Here is a 22,620-nt window from a genome sequence, read left to right as displayed (position 1 = left end):
TCAAAGACACGCTAGCAGTATAGGGGTTTGCTTCCTGCTTAAGAACCCGAGGTGGTTTACACTAACGCGTCGTGGACAAGATTCGAGTGCGTTCCGATTTCGGTGCCCTGTTGCGGTCTCGAGCGACCCGCACCTTTGTCCTGTTGCTGGTACTTCTAACACCATTGACGTGGTTGCTCTACCGCGCGTTTGTCGACGCAAACAATGAGGCCATGCGCGTCCTCTACGGTATCGGGGTCATTGCACCTGCCTTGGGGATCGTGGTGACGGTACTGAGCTTCCTGGTGTTTCTAATCCGGCGGCGTCGCGTGGTGCTTGTAGTGGGGAAATACGTGAAAATTCCCCGTACCCGTATCAAGTTTCCGCTGCAAGAGCTTGCTGCCCTGCAACTGTATGCCGCGCATGGCCGGGACTATCTGGCGCTGATTCCCATTGAGATTTCAGAGCGCTTAGATCCCGCTTCCGCAGCTAGTGGCCAGCATGGGTTACATGACTACATCGTGGAATTTCCCCTCGCCCCGAACACTCCGACCTTTGAAATCGCAGATCGGATACTCCAGGAAAAACCCGCGACAACTGTGCATAAAATTGGCGCTGTTTAGGACCGAGTTTTGAGGTTGTCTAAATAACATCAATGTAACTGTTGTGTCACGGGTTTGCTGTGATGGCCAACTTAGTAGGGAAAGTGCAGCAGAAATTCCATAACGTTGACAGCACTTGTTTTATATCGAATTATTCAGTTATTGGAAAGCGTAGCTACATGGACTCCATCAAAGTGGTCGAAGAGTCTTCTCCGGAGAATCCGGCTGAGAAGAGATTCTTAGGACTTAAGACCGACCCATTCATCTTCCTTGTCGCCACCGGATTCATCGTGGTGTTCGTAGCAGGGACAATTATTTTCGGCGCACGTGCGCAGCAAGCTTTCTCCACAATCGCGGGCAGTCTGCTCACCAATCTCGGGTGGATGTACATCGCAGGTGTTTCGCTGGGATTAATCTTCTTGATCGCCGTGTTCGTCTCCCGTTTTGGCCGGGTAAAGCTCGGTGACGACGACGATGAGCCGGAACACTCCCTCCCTGTGTGGTTCGCCATGCTCTTTGCTGGCGGCACGGGCGCCGTGCTGATGTTCTGGGGAGTGGCCGAGCCGATCAACCACTTCTACAATGTGCCCCGCGCCGACATGGAGAGCGGTACCCGGGAGGCGGCGCGCGAAGCGATGGCCTTCACCTTCTACCACTTTGGAATCCACATGTGGGTGATCATGGTGGTACCGGGACTCTCGCTCGGCTACTTCATCTACAAGCGCAAGCTGCCGCCGCGGATATCTTCGGTGTTCGCCCCGCTGCTCGGCTCCCGCATCTACGGTACGCCTGGCAAGCTTATCGACGCCCTCGCCATCATCGGCACGGTCTTCGGTATTGCAGTCTCGGTGGGGCTCGGCGTACTGCAGATTAATGCTGGCCTCAACAAGCTCTACAACGTTCCTGTCATCAGCTGGGTGCAGCTGTCCATCCTGGTTGTGGTGACTGCGGCAGCGTGTCTGTCAGTCGCCTCGGGGTTGGAAAAGGGCATTAAAATCCTGTCCAACATCAACGTCGGCATGGCTGTGCTCTTCTTGGTGTTTATCCTCATCGCGGGCCCGACGCTGACCTTGCTGCGTGGCACGGTGGAAGCGTTTGGGATCTATGCCGGCGAGTTGCCTGAGTTGATGTTCTGGACTGACTCCTTTGACCAGAACCCCGGCTGGCAGGGCAAATGGACGGTGTTCTACTGGGCTTGGACGATTTGTTGGTCGCCATTCGTTGGCCTGTTCATTGCGCGGATCTCGCGTGGCCGTACCGTACGTGAATTTATCGCCGGCGTGCTTGCATTGCCAAGTATCTTCGGCATGATCTGGTTTGCCATCTTCGGTCGTGCTGGCCTAGAACTCGAGTTCGCCAATCCTGGCTTCCTCACCAAACCGGTAGTAGAAGAGGGCGATGTTCCTGCTGCCTTGTTCAAGTTTCTGGAGGCCTATCCGCTCACCGGGATCGTGGCGCCATTCGCGGTTCTGATCGTGATCATCTTCTTCATTACCTCGATTGACTCCGCGGCGATGGTCACCGACATGATGTCTACCGGCGAGGAGAACCTCACCCCGACGTCCTACCGAGTGCTTTGGGCAGTCTTGATCGGTGCGGTGGCTGGCGCACTGTTGCTTGTTTCTCCGGACACTGGCATCGCCACGCTCCAAGAAGTGGTGATCATCGTGGCCCTGCCGTTCTTCCTCATGCACTTTGTGATGATGTACTCGCTGGTGAAAGGCATGAATGATGACTCAGCTGCTCGCCGACGAGTAGAAACTCGTCGCTGGGAAAAGACTGATACCCCGGAAAAGCTTGAAGCTCATGAAGCAATGCCAGCACCTGGCTATGACGAAGACGGAAACGAGCTGCCAACGCTCAAGGTGGAGCACGATGAAGAAGGTCGGATCGTGATCCCGGGCAACGTTGTTGTCGCCGGTGACCTTGGCGTGGTGGGAGATATGGATGATGATCCCCTGACAGATTCCACCCCACTGGGCGGTGGACACCGCATCATCGAATCCTCCAGGCCAACCGCTCGTGACGAGGACAGCTAGCAGATTCTCAAGCCATGCCCTAAGTGACATCTGAAAGCGTCAAGGCCCGACATCCTAGGTGTGGATGTCGGGCCTTGACGCTTTTGACGCGAGAGCCTACACAGTAGGAAGCTCTGCGGTGACGTCCTTACGGAAAACGATCTCTTCCTTGGGGCGCATGAAGTCCACAATCAGACCAACAACCATGGCGATGAGGACTGGGACGACCCATCCGAGGTCCATGCTATGCATCGGAGACCAAGAGATAAGCGGTTCGATAAAGCTGGAACCCCAGCCGAGCGAGTTAAAGCTCATCAGGGCCGCCCAGATAATGGCAACTGGGAGAACGATTTTGAACACAGTGTTGATGCGGCGACCGAAGATCGGCTCAACCAGGGTCAGGAAGATCAATGCGATGGCTGGTGGGTACAGGAAGCCGATGATTGGTCCTGCCACTGCAAGCACAGCCTCGAGGCCTTGCACAGACAACAGCACTGCGACCAAGGTGAAGACCACGGCCCAAACTCGGTAGGAGATTGCTGGCACCAAGTGGTTGAAGAACTCTGAGGTAGCACCGATCAGGCCGACGGCCGTAGTGATGCAGGCCAAGAGGACGATTGCGCCGAAGACGATCATGCCTGGCTGGCCCATTGTGATCCGGGCGGCGTCGGTAAGCAGCGCGGCGCCGTTCTCGTACTTGCTTGGATCCGGAATAACCTGGCCGATGAAGCCCAGTCCGACATAGATGATGGCCAGGAGCACGCCCGCGATGACTGCGGATACGGACACGCCGCGGACTAGCTGTTTGCCTTCTGGGAATCCCTTGTAACGCAGCGCGTTGACGACGACGATGCCGAACGCCAAGGCCGCGAGCGAGTCCATGGTGAGGTAGCCGACAACAAGGCCATTAGCCATGGGGTGAGTGGCGTAATCCTCGGAGGCGGCGCCGGGGGTGCCGTTCAGGTTCAGCATCGAGAGTACGACGAGGACCACGAGCAGGATGAGCAGCATCGGGGTCAAGACTTTGCCCAAAGTGTCAACCAGACCTGCTGGGTTGAGCGCCAACAGCAGGGAAACGCCAAAGAAGACGAGAGAGAAGATCACTGCGGACGTGGTGTTGTCCTGGCCGGTGATTGGCACGATTGCAGTCTCAAAGCTAACGACGCCGGTGCGAGGAAGGGCGTAGAAGCAGCCGATAGAAAGATAAACGAGGACCGGGAAGATGAGGCCGAACACCCAGCCGCCGCGCTTAGCGAGGTCCTGGACGTTGTTACCGGTCAGTGCGATGGCAACGACGCCGATCACTGGGAGAGCAACGCCGGTGAGGCAGAAGCCGATAATTGCTGGGGTGAAACCGCTGCCGGATTCTACGCCCAACATGGGTGGGAAGATCAAGTTTCCAGCACCAAAAAACATCGAAAACAGCATCAAGCTGGTTGCGACGATGATCAGTACGGGCGACTTTAAGCTCGCTGGTGTCGCTGTGGATTCAGCGTTGGTCATTGGATACCTTTCAAGAATTCCGTATCTCGTGCTGGTGACGAGGTCAACTGGGTGTGTGACCTGGATCATAGCAAGCATTTCTGAGAGATGAGCGGTAATTGGTATCCTAGTTTTTGTCCCACAGAATAGGAAATTACTCGGATTTTAGTCCAAATTTTTGAAGTTTCCTACGGTTTTCTAGGGAATTGCTTGCAGTAAGGGCCAAAAGCTCTGCATAAATGCCGCCGGTGTGCGCGAGTTCCGCGGGGCTACCGATCTCATCGACATGGCCGTCGACAAGCGTGATGATTTTGTCCACGCTGGCGATGGTGGACAGGCGATGCGCGATGATCAGAGTAGTGCGACCCACCATGAGCTCATCTAGACCCTTTTGTACCGCCCGTTCCGCCTTAGTATCCAGCGCCGAGGTGGCCTCATCCAAGACCAGCACGGGAGCATCCTTCAAGATTGCCCGGGCGACCGCGACACGTTGTTTCTGACCTCCCGAAAGTCGGAGGCCGCGCTCGCCGATGACTGTGTCGTAGCCATCGCTAAACTTCTCGATGAAATCGTGTGCGTTTGCTTTCAGCGCCGCCGCCATGACCTCGGCATCGCTCGCCCCAGGACGACCGTAGGCGATGTTCTCCCGCACCGTCCCAGAAAACAGTGCAGCCTCCTGGAACACCACGCCAACGGAGGAGCGAAGTGTGGCATTATCCAGCTCATCCACGTCCCGGCCACAGACCAGCATCCGACCAGCACTTGGTCGATACAATCCGAGCAGCAGATTGACCAGAGTAGATTTACCGCCACCGGATTCGCCGACCAGAGCGATCCTTTCGCCAGCACTAGCGGCGAAGCTGACGTCGTGGATTACCTGCTGCTCGGTGTATCCAAAACTCACCCCCTCGAAGGCGATGACTGGCAGCGCCGGTGCTGGCGTCAGCGGTACTGGCTGCTCGGGGCTTATCGACGGCACATCCGAGGCCTCCGCGGCGGCAAGCAACTGGCTATTGGCAGTGTGCTCGGGCAACTGTTCCATTACCTCGAAGTAGTCTTTAGAACCTGCGACAGCGCGCTGCGCACTGTCAACGAGGTAGCTCATCATGGACACCGGCTGTTTTGCCATGTTGATTAGCTGGAGCAGGAGGACCAAGTCTCCTAGCGAGAAGTAGCCATGCAGTGTGCGCCAAAACAGGAGAAGGTAGATCCCGAAGAAGATTAGGTTCATCACCCCGCCACGAGCGAAGTCCATGACATGCCAATGCTGAGATTGCTCCCGGGTGAGCGAAACTGTACGCGCATACCTGTGGCTGAAACTACCGAGCTCCCGTAACTCGGAAACAAAGGACTTTACTACCTTCACCTGCCCAATGACCTCGGCAAAGCGACCTCCCGCGGCATCAATGTCCTTGTTCTTATCGCCCTCGATACGCTGCCATTTTTTCGAAGTCAGGGTGGTGAGCCACATATAGAGCGGAAACACGATCGCGAGCAGTAACGCCAACGGCCAGTAGTACCATCCGGTGATGCCGAGCACCGCGAACGTGGTGATGAGCATGGGGAAGAAATTGTTCGAAAAGGACTGCAAGAATTGCGTGATGGACGTGATCGAACGATCCAGGCGTGCGATGATCGTGCCCGTAACTTGGTTGTCGAAGAAACTCTGCGGCAAGCTGAGCAGCCGCGCAAAGTAACGAGTAGACAGGATTTGCCGCATCCGCCCTGCCATCACATCACCGATGTAACCACCCACATTGTGAATCAGGGTGTTGGCCAACTCTGCGACAAACAGGCCGATCGCCAGTGCAATGATGACGGACGTGACGCTATCGGCCGTGACTTGGCCACTCACTGCGGAGACGATCGTGTTGGTGGCCGAACGCAAAATAAACGGCGTTACGAGGGAGAGCGCAGCCACCGCTACGGAGGAGAGAATGACTCCTAAATAGTAGGGCCACAGCGCTGAGGTACTGCGCAGAATTCGGGCTAAAGATCGCATGCAATATCAATTCTAATAGTTGGTGACTTAGCTACAATATCGCTTAGGGGCGGTGCTTCGCCTGCCCAACCGTACGACACCGAAAAATAAGAGGCATCATGACGTTGACACCACTGGTCCGTACCGCCGGCATCGTCCTGGTCACGCTCACACTTGCAGCCTCCTTAACAAGCTGCGCCGCACTCGGTAGAAGAATCAATGGCGAGGTGCCCGGAGCCATCTCTAACACGAAGGAAGAGGTGCAGGTTTCCGAGACACCGGAAGCGACCTTTGCGCCGCAAAACGTTGCCCCAATTAAAGCCAGTAGCACCACGGCTGCAGTCGAAGACACTGGTCTGGGAGTTCAGTGGCGCATCCTCACCGTCTATCAGGGCAACCAGGGCGGGGCGAAGTTCATTATCGCAATGAAGAACCTCAACGAGCAGGTAGCAGTCCCGCCCGCAGCCATTGGAACTCCCAAGCTCACTGTCGCTGGCAAGGAAATCGAATTGATGCAGGTGGAAGACCAAGGTCTCGATGCACCACTCGGTGCGTTGTCTGAAACCAAGATCAGCTACACCTTTAACACCACGCCCTGGAATCTCAGCAATGCGGAGCTAACGCTGGGTAACGCAGTGTTCAGTGGCAACCTGAACATTTAGAGTTTGCCCTGTTCTCGCAGCCGGGTAATCACGTTGTCGGCGCTGATCAAACACATCGGTAGCCCTACTCCTGGCGTCGTGGTGGCACCGGCGAAATAGAGGCCGTCCACCTTGCGGGAGGCATTTGTTCCGCGCAGGAATGCGGACTGTCGCAGGGTATGCGCCAGTCCAATGGCATTTCCCTCCCAGGCGTTGTAATTGCTGACAAAGTCACTGGGACCCAAGCTATGCCGAACCACGGTGTGCTCCGCGATCACGGCACCCGTGCGGGACTCGATGAGCGCGATGACGTCGTCAATGATGCGCTCCACCTGTGGATCGCCACCCCGGCCGAAATCGGCCCGGGCCTGGACAGGAATAAGAACGAACACGTTCGAATGCCCTGCAGGAGCGCAGCCCGGATCAGTTGCAGATGCCTTGCAGACGTAAATCGATCGCGAATAATCGCCAGCACCGGAAATCGCAGCGAAGTCTTTGTCCCAGTCCGCACTGAACAACAATTGGTGGTGGGTGAGCTCGGGGAGATCTCCGCGCACCCCGAGCATAGCCACCACACAGCTGATGCCCGGATCTTTCTTCTCCCAGCGCACTTCGCGCAAGTGCTTCGGAAGTAACGTTTCAGTATGGTGCAGATCAGCACCGGAAACCACCACTGCTGCAGGGAGATGCTCTATGCCCTCCTGCGTGCGGATTCGCACACCTGTGACCGAGCCAGCCGAGGTAGTAATAGCCTCGGCGCTACACCCAGTGCGGATAGTAACGCCGCGGTCCACGGCGATCCGGGCGATCGCCGCAATCAACGCCGAGAATCCACCCATGGGGTAGCGCACCCCCTCCACTAGGTCGGTGTGCGAGAGCAGGTGATACATTGCCGGCGTCCGCTGCGGGAAGCTCGAAAGGAACACCGCTGGGTACTCAAGGACTTGCTGGATCCGTGGATCGGAAAAATCTCGAGCCACCCACTGGTGCAAGTTCAGGGTGAGCAATTGGGTGAGCAAGGCAAGGTTTCCGAGCACGGTTGCGTTCAGGAACGGTAGCGGTGAAGAAAACGTGGTGTACAGGAAAGTGTCCACTGCCACCCGATAAGTAAATGAGGCCCGCTCCAGGTACGCCTTCAATTTCTCGCCCGCGCCGGGTTCAAACTCTTCAAACAACTCCGGTACGCATCCGGTGACAATATCAAAGGAAGGCTTGCCCTCTGGAAAGACTCGGTAGGCGGGCACAAGATCCACCAGCTCCAATTGCTCCGCCGTACTCGTGCCCAGCGATTCGAAGAATCGATCGAAAGCCTCGGGCATGAGGTACCAACTCGGGCCGGTATCAAAAACGAACCCGCTATCGCTGATGCGTCCTGTGCGGCCGCCAACCTCGGTATTCTTCTCCACGAGGGTGACATGGCAGCCGGCGTCGGCAAGCAGTGCGGCGGAGGCGAGCCCGGCAATGCCGCCGCCGATGACGCAGACGTCCATTACTTCTCCTTCATTCGGGGTGCGATCGCCGCAGCGCGCGCCGCCAAAATCGCCTTCTTTGCGGCTGGGACGCGAACTCGTTCAGCCTTAATATCAGCAACGCTGGCAGCATCGAGGCGGTCGCTCAGCTCACTAAACAACAAATAGGCGGCGAGCACTCCGGAACGGGCGCCCAGTGGCAGCGCAGGAATCCCAAGGTAGGCGATGCGTAGGTCCTCGCGGATCTCTTGGATCAGCGCGTCCTTGCTGCCCGGAGTGAGATCAACATAGTGGCGGCCAAGAGCGGCATCGTCGGTGTGATAGTCACGCAGGAAATTGATCAGTTGGAAAGCCTTGCCCAAGTGGCGCGCCGCGACGCTACAGTTAGCGCGGGCGCGATCAGAAAGTCCATGCCCTGCGGTGAAAATGCTCAAGCACATCAGGCCAATAACCTCGGCTGAGCCAAAAACATAAGTATCTCGGGATTCTTCGGTGTGTACACAAGAAGTCACGTCCGCCCGCATGGATTCGAAGAAGGCCCTGAGATGAGCGCGCTCAATGCTGCAGGCACTGGCGGTGTGTGCAAAGGCGTGCAGCACTGGATTGGTGGAAAAGCCAGTGTCGAGAGCAGCGAAAGTTTCGGCTTCGAAGCGATCCAAGGTGTGCGCGATTTCCTGGCAATTGAAGCCAGCTGCCGCCGCGACGCCATCCACGATCTCATCAGCGATGCGAACCACGGCATAAAGGTTGCGAATATGACGACGCACCGGTGGGGCCAAGAGTGAACTCGCGAGGGAAAAGCTGGTGGAATACGTTGCGATGACGGCGCCAGCTGCCTGGGTAGACATGGTGGTGAATTTTTCCAAAGGAGTCACAGCCTAACTCGCCTCGCTCTTCGTCATGTATTCCATAATCTCATGCCCCGTCCCCCAAGCTGCACATCGACCGGCTACGGTGGGGAGCTATGACTGACAGCGTTGAAATGGTTGTGCTGACCGACCTCGCAGGAAACCCGACAGGTACCGCGCCGAAAGCCAACGTACACACCACAGACACCCCGCTCCATCTCGCGTTTTCCTGCTATGTGCGAGACAGCGCCGGACGACTGCTGATCACCCGGCGGGCGTTGCAGAAGCTGACGTGGCCGGGAATCTGGACCAATTCGATGTGTGGGCACCCCGCGCCGGGGGAGGATACGCTCGCTGCCATCCAGCGCCGCGCCCAGGTGGAACTCGGCCTGCCGCAGGGCGCACTTATCGACGTCCACCCCGTGCTGCCAGAATTCTCCTACCGGGCCACCGATTCTTCCGGGATCGTTGAGTGGGAGATCTGCCCCGTCTTCATCGCTACCTTGTCGGAGGGGATGGAGGTGCAGCCTTCGGCCGCCGAAGTGGATTCGCACACCTGGGTAGATCCGGCGGATCTCATTGCGGCCGTACAAGGCGCACCGTTCGCATTCAGTCCCTGGATGGTGGAGCAGTTGTCTTATCAGCAGCTGCGGGAAGCCATCACTCGTTAGTAACCAAGCGTTTGACAGCTTCCAGCGGAATGTGGATCCAGTCTGGCCGGTTGTTGGCCTCGTACACCACCTCGTACAGGGCTTTGTCTAGGACTAGGGCGTCGAGTAGCGGGCTGGGCTGGATGCCATATGACTCCAGCATCGCGGCGGAACACTCCGCGGCCCAGCCCTCCGGATCAGCCAAGCCGTTGGTGAAGTGGGCGGCGTAACCGAAGGACCGAATCAAGCCGGCGAGGTCCTGTAACGGGGAGAAATTGCCGCGACGCTCCGCCAGCGGGCGCGCAGGCTCGCCTTCGAAGTCGATGAAAAGGTAACGATCCGGTGTGCAGAGGATTTGGCCTAGATGCGCATCGCCGTGGATCCTTTGGACTTCAGTGCTGCCTTGCGCCGCCATCTTATAGGCCGCGCGGATAGCGCCTCGATACGGTGCAAGGACGCTGGCTTGGGCGACCAGGTTATCCAACCGCTGCTCTAGTTGACGAACCACCTGTTCCGCCGGGACGGTCTGCGTGCCAAACGCTGCAGCCAAGTCCCGGTGCACGCCCCGCAGCGCCGTTCCTACGTATCCGGCTTCGTGGGCGAAGGAACGGGACTCGGAGGCAAAATGGAGCGCCTTATCCCAGCCCTCCTGTGAATCAGCGGCGAAATCCTGGATCATTGCGGTGACATAGGTTTCACCCTCCCACTCCAGGGTGGAATAGCCGCGCAGTGCTGGCACGAAAACACATTGCTGCTGGGCGAGCCCTGCGAGCAGCTCGACCTCGGGATTGATGCCGGGCTCTAAGAGTCGGAAGAACTTCGCGATAGCCGGGGAGCTCTCGCCCGAAAAAACCATGGAAGTATTGGACTGCTCTGCGGTAGAGACCTTCGCCTTAGCGTTCTTCGGAAGTAGGGGAGGAGAGATCACATGCATTTCCCCGGCGCCAAAAGCGGCATCAGATTCGAAAGCACGCTGCACCTCGAGCAGCAGATCCGGAGCAGTGAGCACATCGTGGTCATCGCTCAGGACCAGCTGATAGAGGTAGCCATCGACGTCGGCAAGCACCCAGCGAGCTGGACCTACTTGAGTGGAGCGCAGCTCGGTGAGCGAGGTGATGCCGGATTGCTTCGCCCGGAAAAAGCGGGCGGCAGCGATGCTTTCATACATGAGTGATCCTTAGCGGGTGAGGTCGAACCAGAAGAAGCCATGTGGGGCAAGCGTGACGGTCCATTCGCGGTCGTGAATCTTGGGGAAGTCTTCGCCGCCGGTCAATTCCCGCGGTGTCACGCGGACGAACTCGGACAGATCCAAGGACACCGCCTGCGGACGCTTAGAGAGGTTATTGACGCACAAGATGGTCTGGTTTCCGTATTCCCGCAGGTAGGCGAATACTGCCTCGTTCTCAGATTCCACCTCTCGAAAGTTCCCTAGCCCGAATGCCTGATGCTGCTTGCGCACGTGGATGAGGGCGCGGGTCCACTTGAGCAGGGAGTTCTCCTGGTCGGCCTGCGTTTCCACATTGACCGCGGCGTAGCCGTACTGCGCATTCTGGATGGCCGGGAGGTAGAGGCGCTCGGGATCAGCTTTGGAGAATCCGCCATTGCGGTCATCGCTCCACTGCATCGGCGTGCGCACACCGTCACGGTCATGCAGCCAGATGTTATCGCCCATGCCGATTTCATCGCCGTAATACAGCACGGGGGAGCCAGGCAGAGAGAGCAGCATGGCGGTGAACAACTCGATTTGGTTGCGGTCGCCGTCGAGCAAAGGCGCTAGTCGACGCCGAATGCCTACGTTCGCGCGCATGCGTGGCTCCTTCGCATACTGCGAATACATGTAGGCACGCTCGTCATCGGTAACCATTTCCAAGGTGAGTTCGTCATGATTGCGTAGGAAGATGCCCCACTGCGCTGACTTAGGGATGGCCGGGGTATCGCGGATGATGCGGGAAATCGGGGTGCGGGATTCTTTACGAACCGCCATAAACAGGCGCGGCATCAGCGGGAAATGGAAGGCCATGTGGCATTCGTCGCCGATTTCGGGTTCGCCGAAGTACTCCACTACTTCCTGGGGCCACTGATTGGCCTCGGCCAGAAGCACACGGCCCGGGTACTCTTCTTCCACTACGCGGCGGCACAGCTTGAGGAATTCGTGCGTCTCCGGAAGATTCTCGCCGTTGGTTCCTTCTCGTTCGTAGAGATACGGCACCGCATCGAGGCGGAACCCGTCCAGGCCGAGGTCCAGCCAGAAACGCATCGCGTCGAGCATCGCGTCCTGCACGGCAGGGTTGTCATAGTTCAGGTCTGGCTGGTGGCTAAAGAAGCGGTGCCAGTAGTACTGCCCGCGCACTGGATCGTAGGTCCAGTTTGAGGTCTCCGTGTCGATGAAAATGATGCGGGCCTCATTGTAGAGTTCCTCGGTGTCGCTCCACACGTAGAAGTCTCCATAAGGGCCATCGGGTTCCCGGCGGGACTCCACGAACCACGGGTGCTGATCAGAGGTGTGGTTCATCACCAAGTCTGTGATGATGCGAATGCCACGCTGGTGTGCCTGGTCCATGAGTTCCACGAAGTCATCCACTGTGCCGAACTCGGGGAGGATTTCGCGGAAATTGCGGATGTCGTAGCCGCCGTCCTTGAGCGGGGAATCATAAAACGGCGGGATCCAGAGGCAATCCACTCCGAGCCATTGCAGGTAGTCGAGCTTTTTAGTCAGGCCTTTGAGATCGCCGATGCCGTCATTATTGTCGTCGGCAAATGCGCGGACCAGCACCTCATAAAAGACTGCTTCCTTGTACCACTCTGGTTGAGGACGCTCCCATGGCTCCTCGCCAGGGGCGGGCGCTGGGGTCCGGAAATCGTCCGAAGATGGTTCAACAACGAAGCCGTGATCGTCAACAAGCGGGGTGGTCGAAATAGGTTCGGTCATAAGATCAAGAGTAGGCAAAAGACTCGGAGCGTGTCAGATTGATCACTTTCCCCGCCGAATTCACATATGGTTAGACGTAACCAATAGGCAAAGGGAGACACCACCGTGAAGAAACGCAATTTGGGTGCAATCGCGCTGGCTGCAGGCACATCCGCACTCGCAGCCTACGACCTCATTCAGCCCAAGCATTCCATCCGACGTAACTTTCCAGTAGTCGGCCGTGCCCGGTGGATCGCTGAATCTTTACGCGATCCAATCCAGCAATATTTTGTCGAATCGGACACCGATGGTGCTCCTTTTGACCGTGAGACCCGAACCATGGTCTACCAGCAGTCCAAGAACATCGGAGCAGAAGAAGCCTTCGGTACCGAGCGAGACCTACTCAAACCGGGGCGCGACCACATTCTGCACTCCGTGAACCCTGCCCCGATGCTTACCCACGCCCCCAAGGTGCGCCTCGGTGGACCGCAGTGTGCGAAGCCCTTTGATATTCCACTGTTCAATGTTTCTTCGATGAGTTACGGATCTTTGTCCAAGAACGCGGTCTTGGCTATGAACAAGGGCGCCGCGATGGGTGGCTTTGTGCATGAGACTGGGGAAGGTGGCCTCACCCAGTACCACCTGGAATATGGTGCGGACGTCGTGTGGGAGATTGGATCCGGCTACTTCGGGTGCCGTAATGAGGATGGGACCTTCAGCCCGGAAAAGTTCGCTGAGAAGGCGCAGAAGCTGCAGATCAAAGCAATTTTGATCAAGCTGAGCCAAGGCGCAAAGCCTGGTATGGGTGGCATGCTGCCAGGAGATAAGGTCACCGCTGAGCTCGCGGAGATTCGTGGAATCCCAGAGGGGAAAGACTGCTTGTCTCCGTCCAGCCACAGCGCATTCACCAATCCGACTGAGATGATGCACTTCATTCAGCAGCTGCGTGAACTCTCTGGTGGAAAGCCAATCGGTTTCAAACTGTGCGTTGGTACCCGACACGAAGTGCTATCCATCTGCAAGGCCATGCTGAGCACCGGGATCATGCCCGACTTCATCACAGTGGACGGTGCAGAAGGCGGCACCGGTGCGGCGCCACTGGAGTTCCTGGACCGCGTGGGTACTCCGCTGTCCGAAGGTTTGATCATCATGCACAATGCGCTCGTGGGTTGTAACCTACGCCAGCACATCGCCATCGGCGCTGCCGGCAAGATCGTGGGCGGCGCCGACATCATCCGCCGCCTCGCGATTGGCGCGGACTTCACAAACTCGGCGCGCGGCATGATGATGGCTGTGGGCTGCATTCAGGCCAAGGCCTGCCACACCAATGAGTGCCCAGCTGGAGTGGCCACCCAAAACCCACGCTTCTACCGCGGCCTGGATGTTGATGACAAGGCCGAGCGTGTGAAGAACTACCAGGCCAACACCCTCAAATCTGCGATGCGTATCCTGTCCGCCATGGGTTTGACAGACTTCCGAGACTTGGGCCCAGCGCACATCGTGCGCCGTATCGACCCTACGCAGGCCCGTGCCTACGAGGACATCTTCGATTGGCTGGCCCCGGGCGCATTGATCAATAGCGAAGCCCCTTACGATTGGCAGCGAGACTTTGATCGCGCGTCTGCAGAGACGTACACGACTCCGCCAACACGCGCCGGACTCGTGCGAACCACCACTGGAGAATAAGTGAACCCCCTGCTGGAACCCTCGGCACTGCCGTACGAATTGCCACCATTTGCGGACATTGAAACGAAGCATTTCCTGCCCGCCTTCTTGGCTGCGCTGGATGACCACGACGCTGAGATCGCTGCCATCGTGGCCAACCCGGCCACCCCGAACTGGGAAAACACCATGGAGGCCTTCGAGTCCGCGGGGCAAGCCCTGGGGCGCGTCGCGGCAGTATTCTTCAACCTATCTGGGACTGACTCTTCGGAAGAACTCACGGCGATCGCTTCCGAAGTGTTGCCCCGACTGTCTGCACACAGCTCGGCGATTTACCACAACTCCGCGCTGTACCAGCGGCTGCAGTCTGTTCAAGCTCCCGAAGACGAGGAAAGCCAGCGCCTGCACGCGTACACCCTGCGCGCTTTTCGACGCCGCGGCGCAGACCTGCCCGAAGAAGCAAAGCAACGCCTGACCGACATCGATGCTGAGCTTTCGCAGCTGTCCGAGGATTTCCGCAACAATTTGCTGGCAGATACCAAGCGGCTTGCCGTCTCCTTCAGCAGCGAAGAATTGGCAGGTTTGTCTGCCGAACGGGTAGCCTCCGCGGCCGCCTATGCCGCGGAGATCGGGCGCGATGGTTACGTGATCCCGCTCGAACTGCCCACTATTCAGGCGGCCCAATCAACCCTGGACTCTGCAGCAGCGCGTCAAAAGCTGTACACGGAATCGCAGCAGCGCGGCGAGGCCAACGGTGCGGTCGCACTGACAATGGCACGGTTGCGTGCGGAGCGAGCCGAACTACTTGGCTATGAGAGCCATGCCGCTTATGTGATTGAGGAAGAAACCGCTGATGATGTCAGCGCCGTATGGTCGTTGCTGCGAGACCTCGCACCAGCTGCCTCGGCAAATGCGACGGGGGAGTACAAGCTCCTCTGTGAGGCCGCCGGTTCAGACATCAATGGTGCCGATTGGCCCTATTGGGAAGCCAAGGTCCGAGCGCGTGACTACGCACTTGATGAGGCGGAACTGCGGCAATACTTCCCGCTCCGCCGCGTGGTTGAAGATGGCGCGTTCTACGCCGCCCAGTTGTTGTACGGCATTAAGATCACCGCACGCCCTGACCTGCAGGGCTATGCTCCCGGTGTCGATGTGTGGGAGGTAAAGGAGGCAGATGGCACCGGCGTTGGCCTGCTCCTGACCGATTACTTTGGGCGGCCGTCGAAACGCGGCGGGGCGTGGATGAGCTCCTTCGTGGACCAAAACCACCAGCTGGGGCAGCAGCCAGTAGTGGTCAATGTGATGGGGGTGACCAAGCCAACCTCCGGCGAGGCCTACCTGTCTCTGGATGAGGTCACCACCGTGTTCCACGAGTTCGGCCACGCGCTGCATGGGCTGTTCTCGGACGTCCGCTACCCGTCCTTCTCCGGTACGAGCGTGCCACGCGACTACGTGGAATTCCCCTCGCAGATCAACGAAAACTGGGCGTTCCACCCCGCAGTGCTGGCGAATTATGCGCCCGACATGCCCCAGGCGCTTATCGACGCCATCAGTGCCGCAAAACAATTCGGCCAAGGCTTCGCAACCTCCGAATACCTTGCTGCCGCAATCATCGACCTCGCCTGGCACAGCCTGAGTTCAGAAGAACTAGCCGAACTCACCCCATCCGACATCGACTCCTTCGAAGAACGAGCGCTGGCAGCAGCCGGGCTCTCCGTGAACCACCTCAAGGCTCGCTATCAGACCCGCTACTTCAACCACATCTTCGGCGGAGGCTACTCTGCGGGCTACTACTCCTACCTTTGGGCGGAAGCACTCGATGCCGACGGATTCGACTGGTTCTCCGCCGAACCCGATCTTCGGGCTGCGGGCCAGCGTTTCCGCGATTTGGTGCTTTCCCGCGGCGCATCCCGCGATTACACCGCTGCATTTACAGCACTACGAGGTCGAGAACGAACCCTCGCGCCACTGCTACAGCGACGTGGACTCGCTGGTACCAAGGTGTAAGGTTTAAACCCTATGCAAATTCTGGACTTCCTCAGCTCAGCGCCATTGTGGCTGCAGGCGCCCATTGTGGTTGCGGTGGCCGCGGTGCTGTGCGGAGTCTTGGCTTTTGTTTTTCTCCGCGTGATCGACATCCTCGGAGCAAAAGCGACGCGATGGTTTGAAGGGAACAATGAAGAATAAATACCCACAATCCCGGGTGAAGCTCGCACTGTACGTGCTGCTCGCCTTAGTCATCCTCGCTTGGGCGATCAGCTACATCTAAGCGCCGGAGGTTTCTGCCGCTGGGGTGGCGTGCGGTGGTGGCGCTGAATTTGTCACTCCTTAACGCCTCAAATCAGCCGAAATCTTCCATTCGGAGTGAGTTTTTCGGCCAAACCGCCAAACCGCCAAACAACAAGCTCAGCCCACCAAAAGTGAGCTGAGCTCTCGGCTGTAGCGAATCGCCTACCTGCGTTGCGAAGCAGCCGCAATCCTCTTGAACAGGGGTTGCTTAGCTAGGTCTTCAATAAGCACTGGTTTGCCGGCAGAATCGCAAAGTGGCACGCACCAGTTCGGGTACATGTCCCGTGAAGTGCCCGGCTGGTTCTGGGCGCGGATGTCGCCAACCATGTCCACCAGTGAAACGCAACTGAGTAGGGCTGGGGTTTGTGCGACGAAGCGGTGCAGCCCGATGAGTAGGCCTGGGTAGTCGCCGTCGAAACGCGTGTCGCCGAACTCTACGCCGTGTACTGCCGTGTCTGCGAAGCAGCCGGTTTCCGCGACTTCACGGAAAACCTGATTCTGCCATGCGACATCTTCGGACTCTTCCAGTTCTGCGGAGCGAGTAAGCACACCGAGGTTCTCGCGCAAGGTGATGTGGGAGCCCTGGACGTACCCCATCGTTGGAGGCAAGTCGTGGGTAGTGACTGAGGCGAGCGCCAACTCGCGGTATTCGGAGGCTGGCTTCGGAGTATCGCCATTGTTCTCGAACCACAGGATCGAGGTGCCCAAGATGCCCCGGCCCTGGAGCACTTCTTGTACCCAAGGCTCGAAGGTGCCGAGGTCTTCACCAATGACAATTGCGCCCGCGCGTTCGGCCTCAAGCGTGAGGATTCCGATGAGGGCTTCGTAGTCGTAGTACACGTAAGTGCCGCTCAACGGGGATTGCATCCGGGGGATCCACCAGAGTCGGAAGAGGCCCAACACGTGGTCGATGCGGATGCCGCCGGAGTGACGGAGCACGGTGCGCAACATGTCGCGCCAGGGTTTATAGCCAGCTTCAGCAAGCTTGCGCGGGTGCCACGGTGGCTGGGACCAGTCCTGGCCTTGCTGGTTGTATCCGTCAGCTGGCGCGCCAACGGAGGCTGCGGGAGCTAACACGGAGGCCAGATTCGTGGCGTCGGCGCCGCCGGGGTGTACGCCGACAGCAAGATCGGCCATAATGCCGATGCGCATGCCAGCAGCTTTGGCGCGAGCTTGTGCCTGGGAGAGCTGCTGGTCGCAGATCCACTGCATCCAGCGGTAGAAGTCCGCCGTTTCCTCTAGTGCTGGTTCCACACCGTGGTTGTTGTCTTGAGGTTTGTCGGTGTGCTCACGCTCGGCGCACCACTTGGCAAAGTCGTCAAGGCCGGAGCCTTCGAGCGCGCAGTACTCTTGGTATGCCTGTTCGCGCTCCGGGGTGCGCTTGACATGGTAGATCTCGTGCAGCACCTGCAGCTTTGCGGCAAAGATGGGGTTTCGCTCGATCATGGCGTCAGAGGTGTTCAGCTCTTGGAACTCGGTTGCCATTTCCCGGACGTCGCTAAGCAAATCAGCGTCCAAGCCCGAGATCTCCGGGATGTCCTCGATACGGATGTAGATCGGATTGGTGAAGCGACGCGTCGTCGGCAGATAGGGGGAGTCTTCGAGTGGCGGGAACGGTTCGGCAGCGTGCAGGGGGTTGATCAAGAGGAAGTCAGCGCTGGCTTCCTTGGCCAGGACTTCGGCGGTGTGACCGAGGTCGTTGAGGTCGCCCATGCCCCAGGACTGTTGCGAGCGAACGGAGTAGATCTGGCTCATCACGCCGGTGACCTTGCCGGTGTGGAGTGATAGGCGAGCAGGCGTGACGACGAGTGTTGCAGTAGCCCTCAGCTCGTCGGAGTTGAGGGAAATGGTGTGCCAACCCAACGGGGTGTCACCGGGAATCGCGAAGGATGCTTCTCCCCACGACACGCCGTTAACCTCGCGGGGTGGTGCCCAATTCTCGCGCTGTTCGGGGACGAAGGTGGTGCCATCTTCGAGAGTGATGAGCACATCTGCTGGCGCCCCGTCATGGACGTGGACATTAATGATGTGGTCGTCGCCAGCTTTCATCACCACAGTTGGTGGGAGCATCTGCGTGGCTGCTGCATCGTGAAAGGTCATGATGGCCTCGGCGATGCTCTCTCGATGTGGTTCCACATCAATATCGAGGGCATGCAAGGTCTTCAAAAGGGTGTCTTCGGACACCTCAATGAATTCGCCATCGGCAGACCAATATGATGTTGCGACGCCATGGAGGTCTGCTAGTTCCTTAAGGGATTCGAAGTAGCTCACAAGATTTCATATTGCCATCTATGCGTGCGCTGTGCCCGACAGTTGGCGGAAAAGTGTACCGTGAACATGAATGAAGCCTCATGAAAAGGACCGATGATGCAGGAATATGAAAGCCCCGCCCAGTACACACTTGATCCCGAGGACACGGTATTGAAGTTGTTATTGGCGCAGGCAAAAGCGCGTCCTCATGGCCTGTTGTTCACCCGGCCACATAACTACGAATGGGTGAATGTTACTGCGAAGGAATTCGTGGAGGAGGTTTTTGAGGTCGCGAAGGGGTTGATCGCGAATGGTGTCCAATTGGGGGACCGGGTGGTGTTGCTGTCGGAAACTCGCTACGAGTGGGCGCTGATGGACTTTGCCATCTGGGCCGCCGGCGCCGCCTCCGTTCCTATCTACGGATCTTCCTCCCAATCGCAGGTTCAGTGGATCATCGAAGATTCTGGTGCTGTATTCGCCATCACCGAAAGCCGTGCTCACACTGAGCTGATGAGTCATTTGGTGCTACAACCGGACGGCACGCCTCAATTGGTTGGATCGCCGTCGAAATTGCGCCGGATCCTGGAGATCAATGCCTCCGCTATTGCAACGCTCAAATTTGAAGGGCGCGACATTAGCGATGCAGAAGTAATGTCGCGGATTAACGACACTGTTGGTGAGGACCTGGCATCGCTGGTGTACACCTCGGGCACTACAGGCCGTCCGAAGGGCTGCTATCTTACGCACACCAACTGGGCCGCCGAGGTTCGTGGACTGTTGTCTCATCCGATCGGTGGCATCGCAGTGCCGGGGACCCGGGTGCTGACTTTCCTGCCCATGGCGCACGTGCTAGCGCGCGCAGTGTCGCTGGCGGTAGTCGTAGGCGGTGCAACCCAGTCGCACTGGTCTGATTTCAGTTCGCTGAGCGTGGAGTTCCAGCGCGCCCGTCCGAACATGATCCTTGGCGTGCCACGCGTTTTTGAGAAGGTTCGAAATGCTGCGGCGGCAAAGGCCGCAGACAAGAGCCCGGTATCAGGCGCGATTTTCCTGGAAGCTGAAAAGGTAGCCATCGATTACTCGCGCGCTTTGGATGCTGACGGTCCGTCGCGTTCCCTCAAGCTGAAGCACAAAATGTTTGACAAGTTGGTGTACAGCAAGGTGCGCGCAGCGATGGGTGAGGAAGTTAAGTACTGCATTTCCGGTGGATCAGCCATTAGCCATGACCTGTTGCACTTCTTCCGTGGGCTCGGGGTGCCGATCTATGAAGGCTATGGTCTGACGGAAACCGCCGCCGCAGCGGCTGTGGACTTCAAGCCACAGCGTATTGGTACCGTCGGTCGCCCAGTCGGAGGTATGGCTGCACGCGTTAACGACGAGGGTGAAATCCTCCTTAAGGGGGAGATGCTGTGCAAGGGCTATTGGAACAATCCGGAAGCTACCGCCGAAGCGATTAAGGACGGTTGGTTTAATACCGGTGACCTTGGTGAAATTACCGAAGATGGCTACCTCATCATCTCGGGGCGTAAGAAAGATCTCATCGTCACCGCAGGAGGTAAGAACGTATCCCCAGGCCCACTGGAGGACCTGCTGCGTTCCCACCCATTGATCAGCCAGGCATTGGTGGTTGGTGATGGCAAGCCTTTCGTTGGTGCGCTGATTACCCTCGATGAGGACGCTTTCCGACGTTGGAAGCTCATCCACAATCTGTCGGAGAAGGCAACCGTCTCCGAGCTGGCGCTGAATCCGCAATTGCGCGCTGACATTCAGGACGCAGTTAACTCCGCTAATAACACTGTGTCCCACACCGAGGCGATCAAGAAGTTCTACATTCTGGATCGAGATTTGTCTGAGGAAGCCGATGAGCTCACCCCGACGATGAAAGTTAAGCGCAACGTGGTCACCCGCCGTTTTGCCAAGGAAATCGCACACATTTATCGGCGATAATTTAAGTTCTCGGCGGGGCACACTAAATTTGCTCCGCCGTTGACTTATGGTTGTCCGTGTTACTGCGACCCGCGGGCCCGACATCCGTACAACCTTCACAAGTCAAGGAGCGAAACGTGCATCTTATCGACGCCAAGCTGCGCCATCGTGAACTGACCCAAGAAGTCTATGACATCGGTGACGAGGTTGTGCAGTACTTGGAGCACTTGATGGAGGCGATCTCCGACTGGGATGTGGAACTGGTAGAGGATTGCCACACCGAGTTCACTGAGATCGTCGAAGAGGCTCGAAGTGATTCACGTCGCGTCGTTGCAGAGTTAGCAGGCCTGCGCCAGGCCCTTACCTCAGGGCTGCGCTCCGGTACTGTGAGCGTGCGCGCGAAGAAGCGGGAACAGGTTGTGGCCGCCCCTGAGGCGGTTACCGCCGAGGACTTGCTCAGCGCATTCCCGCTCGAAGCTCCGGTGCTGATCCGCGAAATGTCGCAGGCGATGAATTCCCGCACCCAAGCTGTGTTGGAACGGTTGGAATGCGTGGTGGAATGGGTTCTCGATCGCACTGCCGTTGCTGCGGATGATCTTGATTCCTTGAGTTTGCCGGTGCTCTATAGCCGTACCCAGCGCACTGTGGATACCACGCTCGATGCATGGTTTAGCGCCGTGACGGGGGAGCATCCGGAGTATGTGCGTAGTATGCGGGGCAGCAACCCGCCGCGATTCCTGCTCGAGCGTGCGCGTATCGACGCCATCGTTGCTAAGGTGGCCGCCAAGCGAGCCAAGGGTCGAGCTTCGTGACCTTCGGGATTTACATCCACGTCCCGTTTTGCGCCTCTCGTTGTGGCTACTGCGATTTCAACACCTATACGCCCGGCGAGCTCGGCATGGGGCCAGCCGCTTACCAAGATGCGCTGGAATTAGAATTGGCGCTCGCTGCGGAGCGGGTTGGCGATCGCCCAGTGGACACGGTTTTCATTGGTGGCGGCACACCGTCGATGTTGGGGGCCGAGGGTTTAGGGCGGATCATGCGTGCAATCAACGCCAATTTCACCCTCCAGCCCGGAGCTGAGGTGACTACCGAATCCAATCCAGAAAGCACCAGCCCGGAGTTCTTCGCGGAACTCAAGGATGTTGGGTACACGCGGGTGTCGCTGGGCATGCAATCTGCTGCTCCCCACGTGTTGCGAGTATTAGAGCGCAAACATACGTCGGGGCGGGCCGTCGCAGCGGCAAAGGAAGCCCGCGCCGCAGGATTCGAACACGTCAACCTAGACATGATCTACGGCACCCCGACAGAAACCGACGATGACGTGCGTCGCACCGTTGACGCGATTTTGTCCGCTGAGGTCGATCACGTTTCCGCCTACTCGCTGATCGTGGAAGAGGGCACTGCCATGGCCCGAAAAGTGCGCAAAGGTGAGCTGCCTGCACCAGATGAGGACGTGCTGGCAGACCGCTATCACATCATCGACACCATGCTCGAAGGCTTCGACTGGTACGAAGTGTCCAATTGGGCGAAGCCAGGTGGCCAATGCCAGCACAACCTCGGCTACTGGCGTGAGGGTGACTGGTGGGGTGCAGGCCCTGGTGCACACTCACATATTGACCACACTCGCTTTTATAACGTCAAGCACCCGCGTCGCTACAACGAGATCCTGGGGCGCGGTGAGCTGCCGATCCAGGAAAGCGAGCTGCTGACGCCAATGGACATCCACACCGAGCAGCTCATGCTGGGGCTCAGGCTGAAAGAGGGAGTGCCTGCGAGCTGGGTGAATGCACCTGAGGTCGTCGCCAAGCACGTGCGCGGCGGGCTACTCACGGCGGGCGAGCGTGTCGCCGTGACTGAGGCCGGACGCCTGCTTGCCGACGGCATCATCGCAGAACTACTGGCAGCCGAAGGCTAG

The 22,620-nt window shown here is 58.1% G+C and carries 17 protein-coding genes; 10 read left to right on the top strand and 7 right to left on the bottom strand.

The window, feature by feature from the left end; all coding sequences use genetic code 11:
* Positions 1-71 precede the first annotated feature (71 nt).
* Positions 72-602: a hypothetical protein gene (locus tag WG915_RS10095; RefSeq protein WP_339565257.1), complete on the top strand. Its 531-nt coding sequence runs from the start codon at positions 72-74 to the stop codon at positions 600-602.
* Positions 603-760: 158 nt separating this feature from the next.
* Positions 761-2,620 carry a BCCT family transporter gene (locus WG915_RS10090; RefSeq protein WP_339565256.1) on the top strand — a complete coding sequence of 620 codons (1,860 nt, stop codon included), beginning with the start codon at positions 761-763 and terminating at the stop codon, positions 2,618-2,620.
* 96 nt (positions 2,621-2,716) lie between these two features.
* Here WG915_RS10090 and brnQ read toward each other — a convergent pair whose 3' ends face one another.
* Both brnQ and WG915_RS10080 read right to left on the bottom strand, forming a co-directional pair.
* Complete coding sequence (gene brnQ / locus WG915_RS10085) at positions 2,717-4,102, bottom strand: branched-chain amino acid transport system II carrier protein (RefSeq protein WP_339565255.1); 1,386 nt, start codon at positions 4,100-4,102, stop codon at positions 2,717-2,719.
* 133 nt (positions 4,103-4,235) lie between these two features.
* Positions 4,236-6,083: an ABC transporter ATP-binding protein gene (locus tag WG915_RS10080; RefSeq protein ID WP_339565254.1), complete on the bottom strand. Its 1,848-nt coding sequence runs from the start codon at positions 6,081-6,083 to the stop codon at positions 4,236-4,238.
* A 98-nt stretch (positions 6,084-6,181) separates the two neighbouring features.
* On the opposite strand from WG915_RS10080, the gene WG915_RS10075 reads away from it, so the two are divergent.
* On the top strand, positions 6,182-6,724 hold the full coding sequence (locus tag WG915_RS10075) for a hypothetical protein (protein ID WP_339565253.1): 543 nt from the start codon (positions 6,182-6,184) through the stop codon (positions 6,722-6,724).
* Here the strand turns inward: WG915_RS10075 and crtI are convergent.
* Together crtI and WG915_RS10065 are read right to left on the bottom strand one after the other, a co-directional pair.
* Positions 6,721-8,193: a phytoene desaturase family protein gene (gene crtI, locus WG915_RS10070; protein ID WP_339565252.1), complete on the bottom strand. Its 1,473-nt coding sequence runs from the start codon at positions 8,191-8,193 to the stop codon at positions 6,721-6,723. The genes WG915_RS10075 and crtI overlap by 4 nt on opposite strands.
* Positions 8,193-9,020: a phytoene/squalene synthase family protein gene (locus tag WG915_RS10065; protein ID WP_339565251.1), complete on the bottom strand. Its 828-nt coding sequence runs from the start codon at positions 9,018-9,020 to the stop codon at positions 8,193-8,195. The genes crtI and WG915_RS10065 overlap by 1 nt, the downstream gene beginning before the upstream one ends.
* Before the next feature lie 116 nt (positions 9,021-9,136).
* Here WG915_RS10065 and idi point away from each other — a divergent pair, with 116 nt between their 5' ends.
* Positions 9,137-9,691: an isopentenyl-diphosphate Delta-isomerase gene (gene idi, locus WG915_RS10060; RefSeq protein WP_339565250.1), complete on the top strand. Its 555-nt coding sequence runs from the start codon at positions 9,137-9,139 to the stop codon at positions 9,689-9,691.
* On the opposite strand, the gene WG915_RS10055 is transcribed toward idi, so the two are convergent.
* A complete protein-coding gene (locus tag WG915_RS10055) occupies positions 9,681-10,838 on the bottom strand; it encodes a phosphotransferase (RefSeq protein ID WP_339565249.1) in 1,158 nt (385 codons plus the stop codon). The two genes, idi and WG915_RS10055, sit on opposite strands and share 11 nt — an antisense overlap.
* Before the next feature lie 9 nt (positions 10,839-10,847).
* Positions 10,848-12,599 carry a maltose alpha-D-glucosyltransferase gene (gene treS / locus WG915_RS10050; protein WP_339565248.1) on the bottom strand — a complete coding sequence of 584 codons (1,752 nt, stop codon included), beginning with the start codon at positions 12,597-12,599 and terminating at the stop codon, positions 10,848-10,850.
* Positions 12,600-12,704: 105 nt separating this feature from the next.
* On the opposite strand from treS, the gene WG915_RS10045 reads away from it, so the two are divergent.
* Genes WG915_RS10045 through WG915_RS10035 form a run of 3 tightly spaced genes read left to right on the top strand, consistent with a single transcriptional unit; the run spans position 12,705 to position 16,427 of the window.
* The gene (locus tag WG915_RS10045) at positions 12,705-14,264 is read left to right on the top strand and encodes an FMN-binding glutamate synthase family protein (protein ID WP_339565247.1); all 1,560 of its coding nucleotides are present in this window, start codon (positions 12,705-12,707) and stop codon (positions 14,262-14,264) included.
* A complete protein-coding gene (locus tag WG915_RS10040) occupies positions 14,265-16,247 on the top strand; it encodes a M3 family metallopeptidase (protein WP_339565246.1) in 1,983 nt (660 codons plus the stop codon). It abuts the gene before it with no gap.
* A 12-nt stretch (positions 16,248-16,259) separates the two neighbouring features.
* A complete protein-coding gene (locus tag WG915_RS10035) occupies positions 16,260-16,427 on the top strand; it encodes a hypothetical protein (protein ID WP_339565245.1) in 168 nt (55 codons plus the stop codon).
* 264 nt (positions 16,428-16,691) lie between these two features.
* Here the strand turns inward: WG915_RS10035 and malQ are convergent, their stop codons facing one another.
* Positions 16,692-18,800, bottom strand: a complete 2,109-nt coding sequence (gene malQ, locus WG915_RS10030; RefSeq protein ID WP_339565244.1) for a 4-alpha-glucanotransferase — start codon at positions 18,798-18,800, stop codon at positions 16,692-16,694.
* Between the two features lie 96 nt (positions 18,801-18,896).
* On the opposite strand from malQ, the gene WG915_RS10025 reads away from it, so the two are divergent.
* From WG915_RS10025 to hemW, 3 genes are all read left to right on the top strand, one after another.
* Positions 18,897-20,723 (top strand): AMP-dependent synthetase/ligase, encoded by a 1,827-nt coding sequence (locus WG915_RS10025; protein ID WP_339565293.1) that lies wholly within the window; start codon positions 18,897-18,899, stop codon positions 20,721-20,723.
* A gap of 116 nt (positions 20,724-20,839) precedes the next feature.
* On the top strand, positions 20,840-21,514 hold the full coding sequence (locus WG915_RS10020) for a hypothetical protein (protein ID WP_339565243.1): 675 nt from the start codon (positions 20,840-20,842) through the stop codon (positions 21,512-21,514).
* Positions 21,511-22,620, top strand: a complete 1,110-nt coding sequence (gene hemW / locus WG915_RS10015; RefSeq protein ID WP_339565242.1) for a radical SAM family heme chaperone HemW — start codon at positions 21,511-21,513, stop codon at positions 22,618-22,620. Before WG915_RS10020 ends, hemW begins: the two co-directional genes overlap by 4 nt.

Origin of the sequence: Corynebacterium sp. H128 (genome assembly GCF_037482625.1) — a bacterium.
Classification (GTDB): Bacteria; Actinomycetota; Actinomycetes; order Mycobacteriales; family Mycobacteriaceae; genus Corynebacterium.
This window is presented reverse-complemented; position numbering and strand designations above follow the sequence as displayed.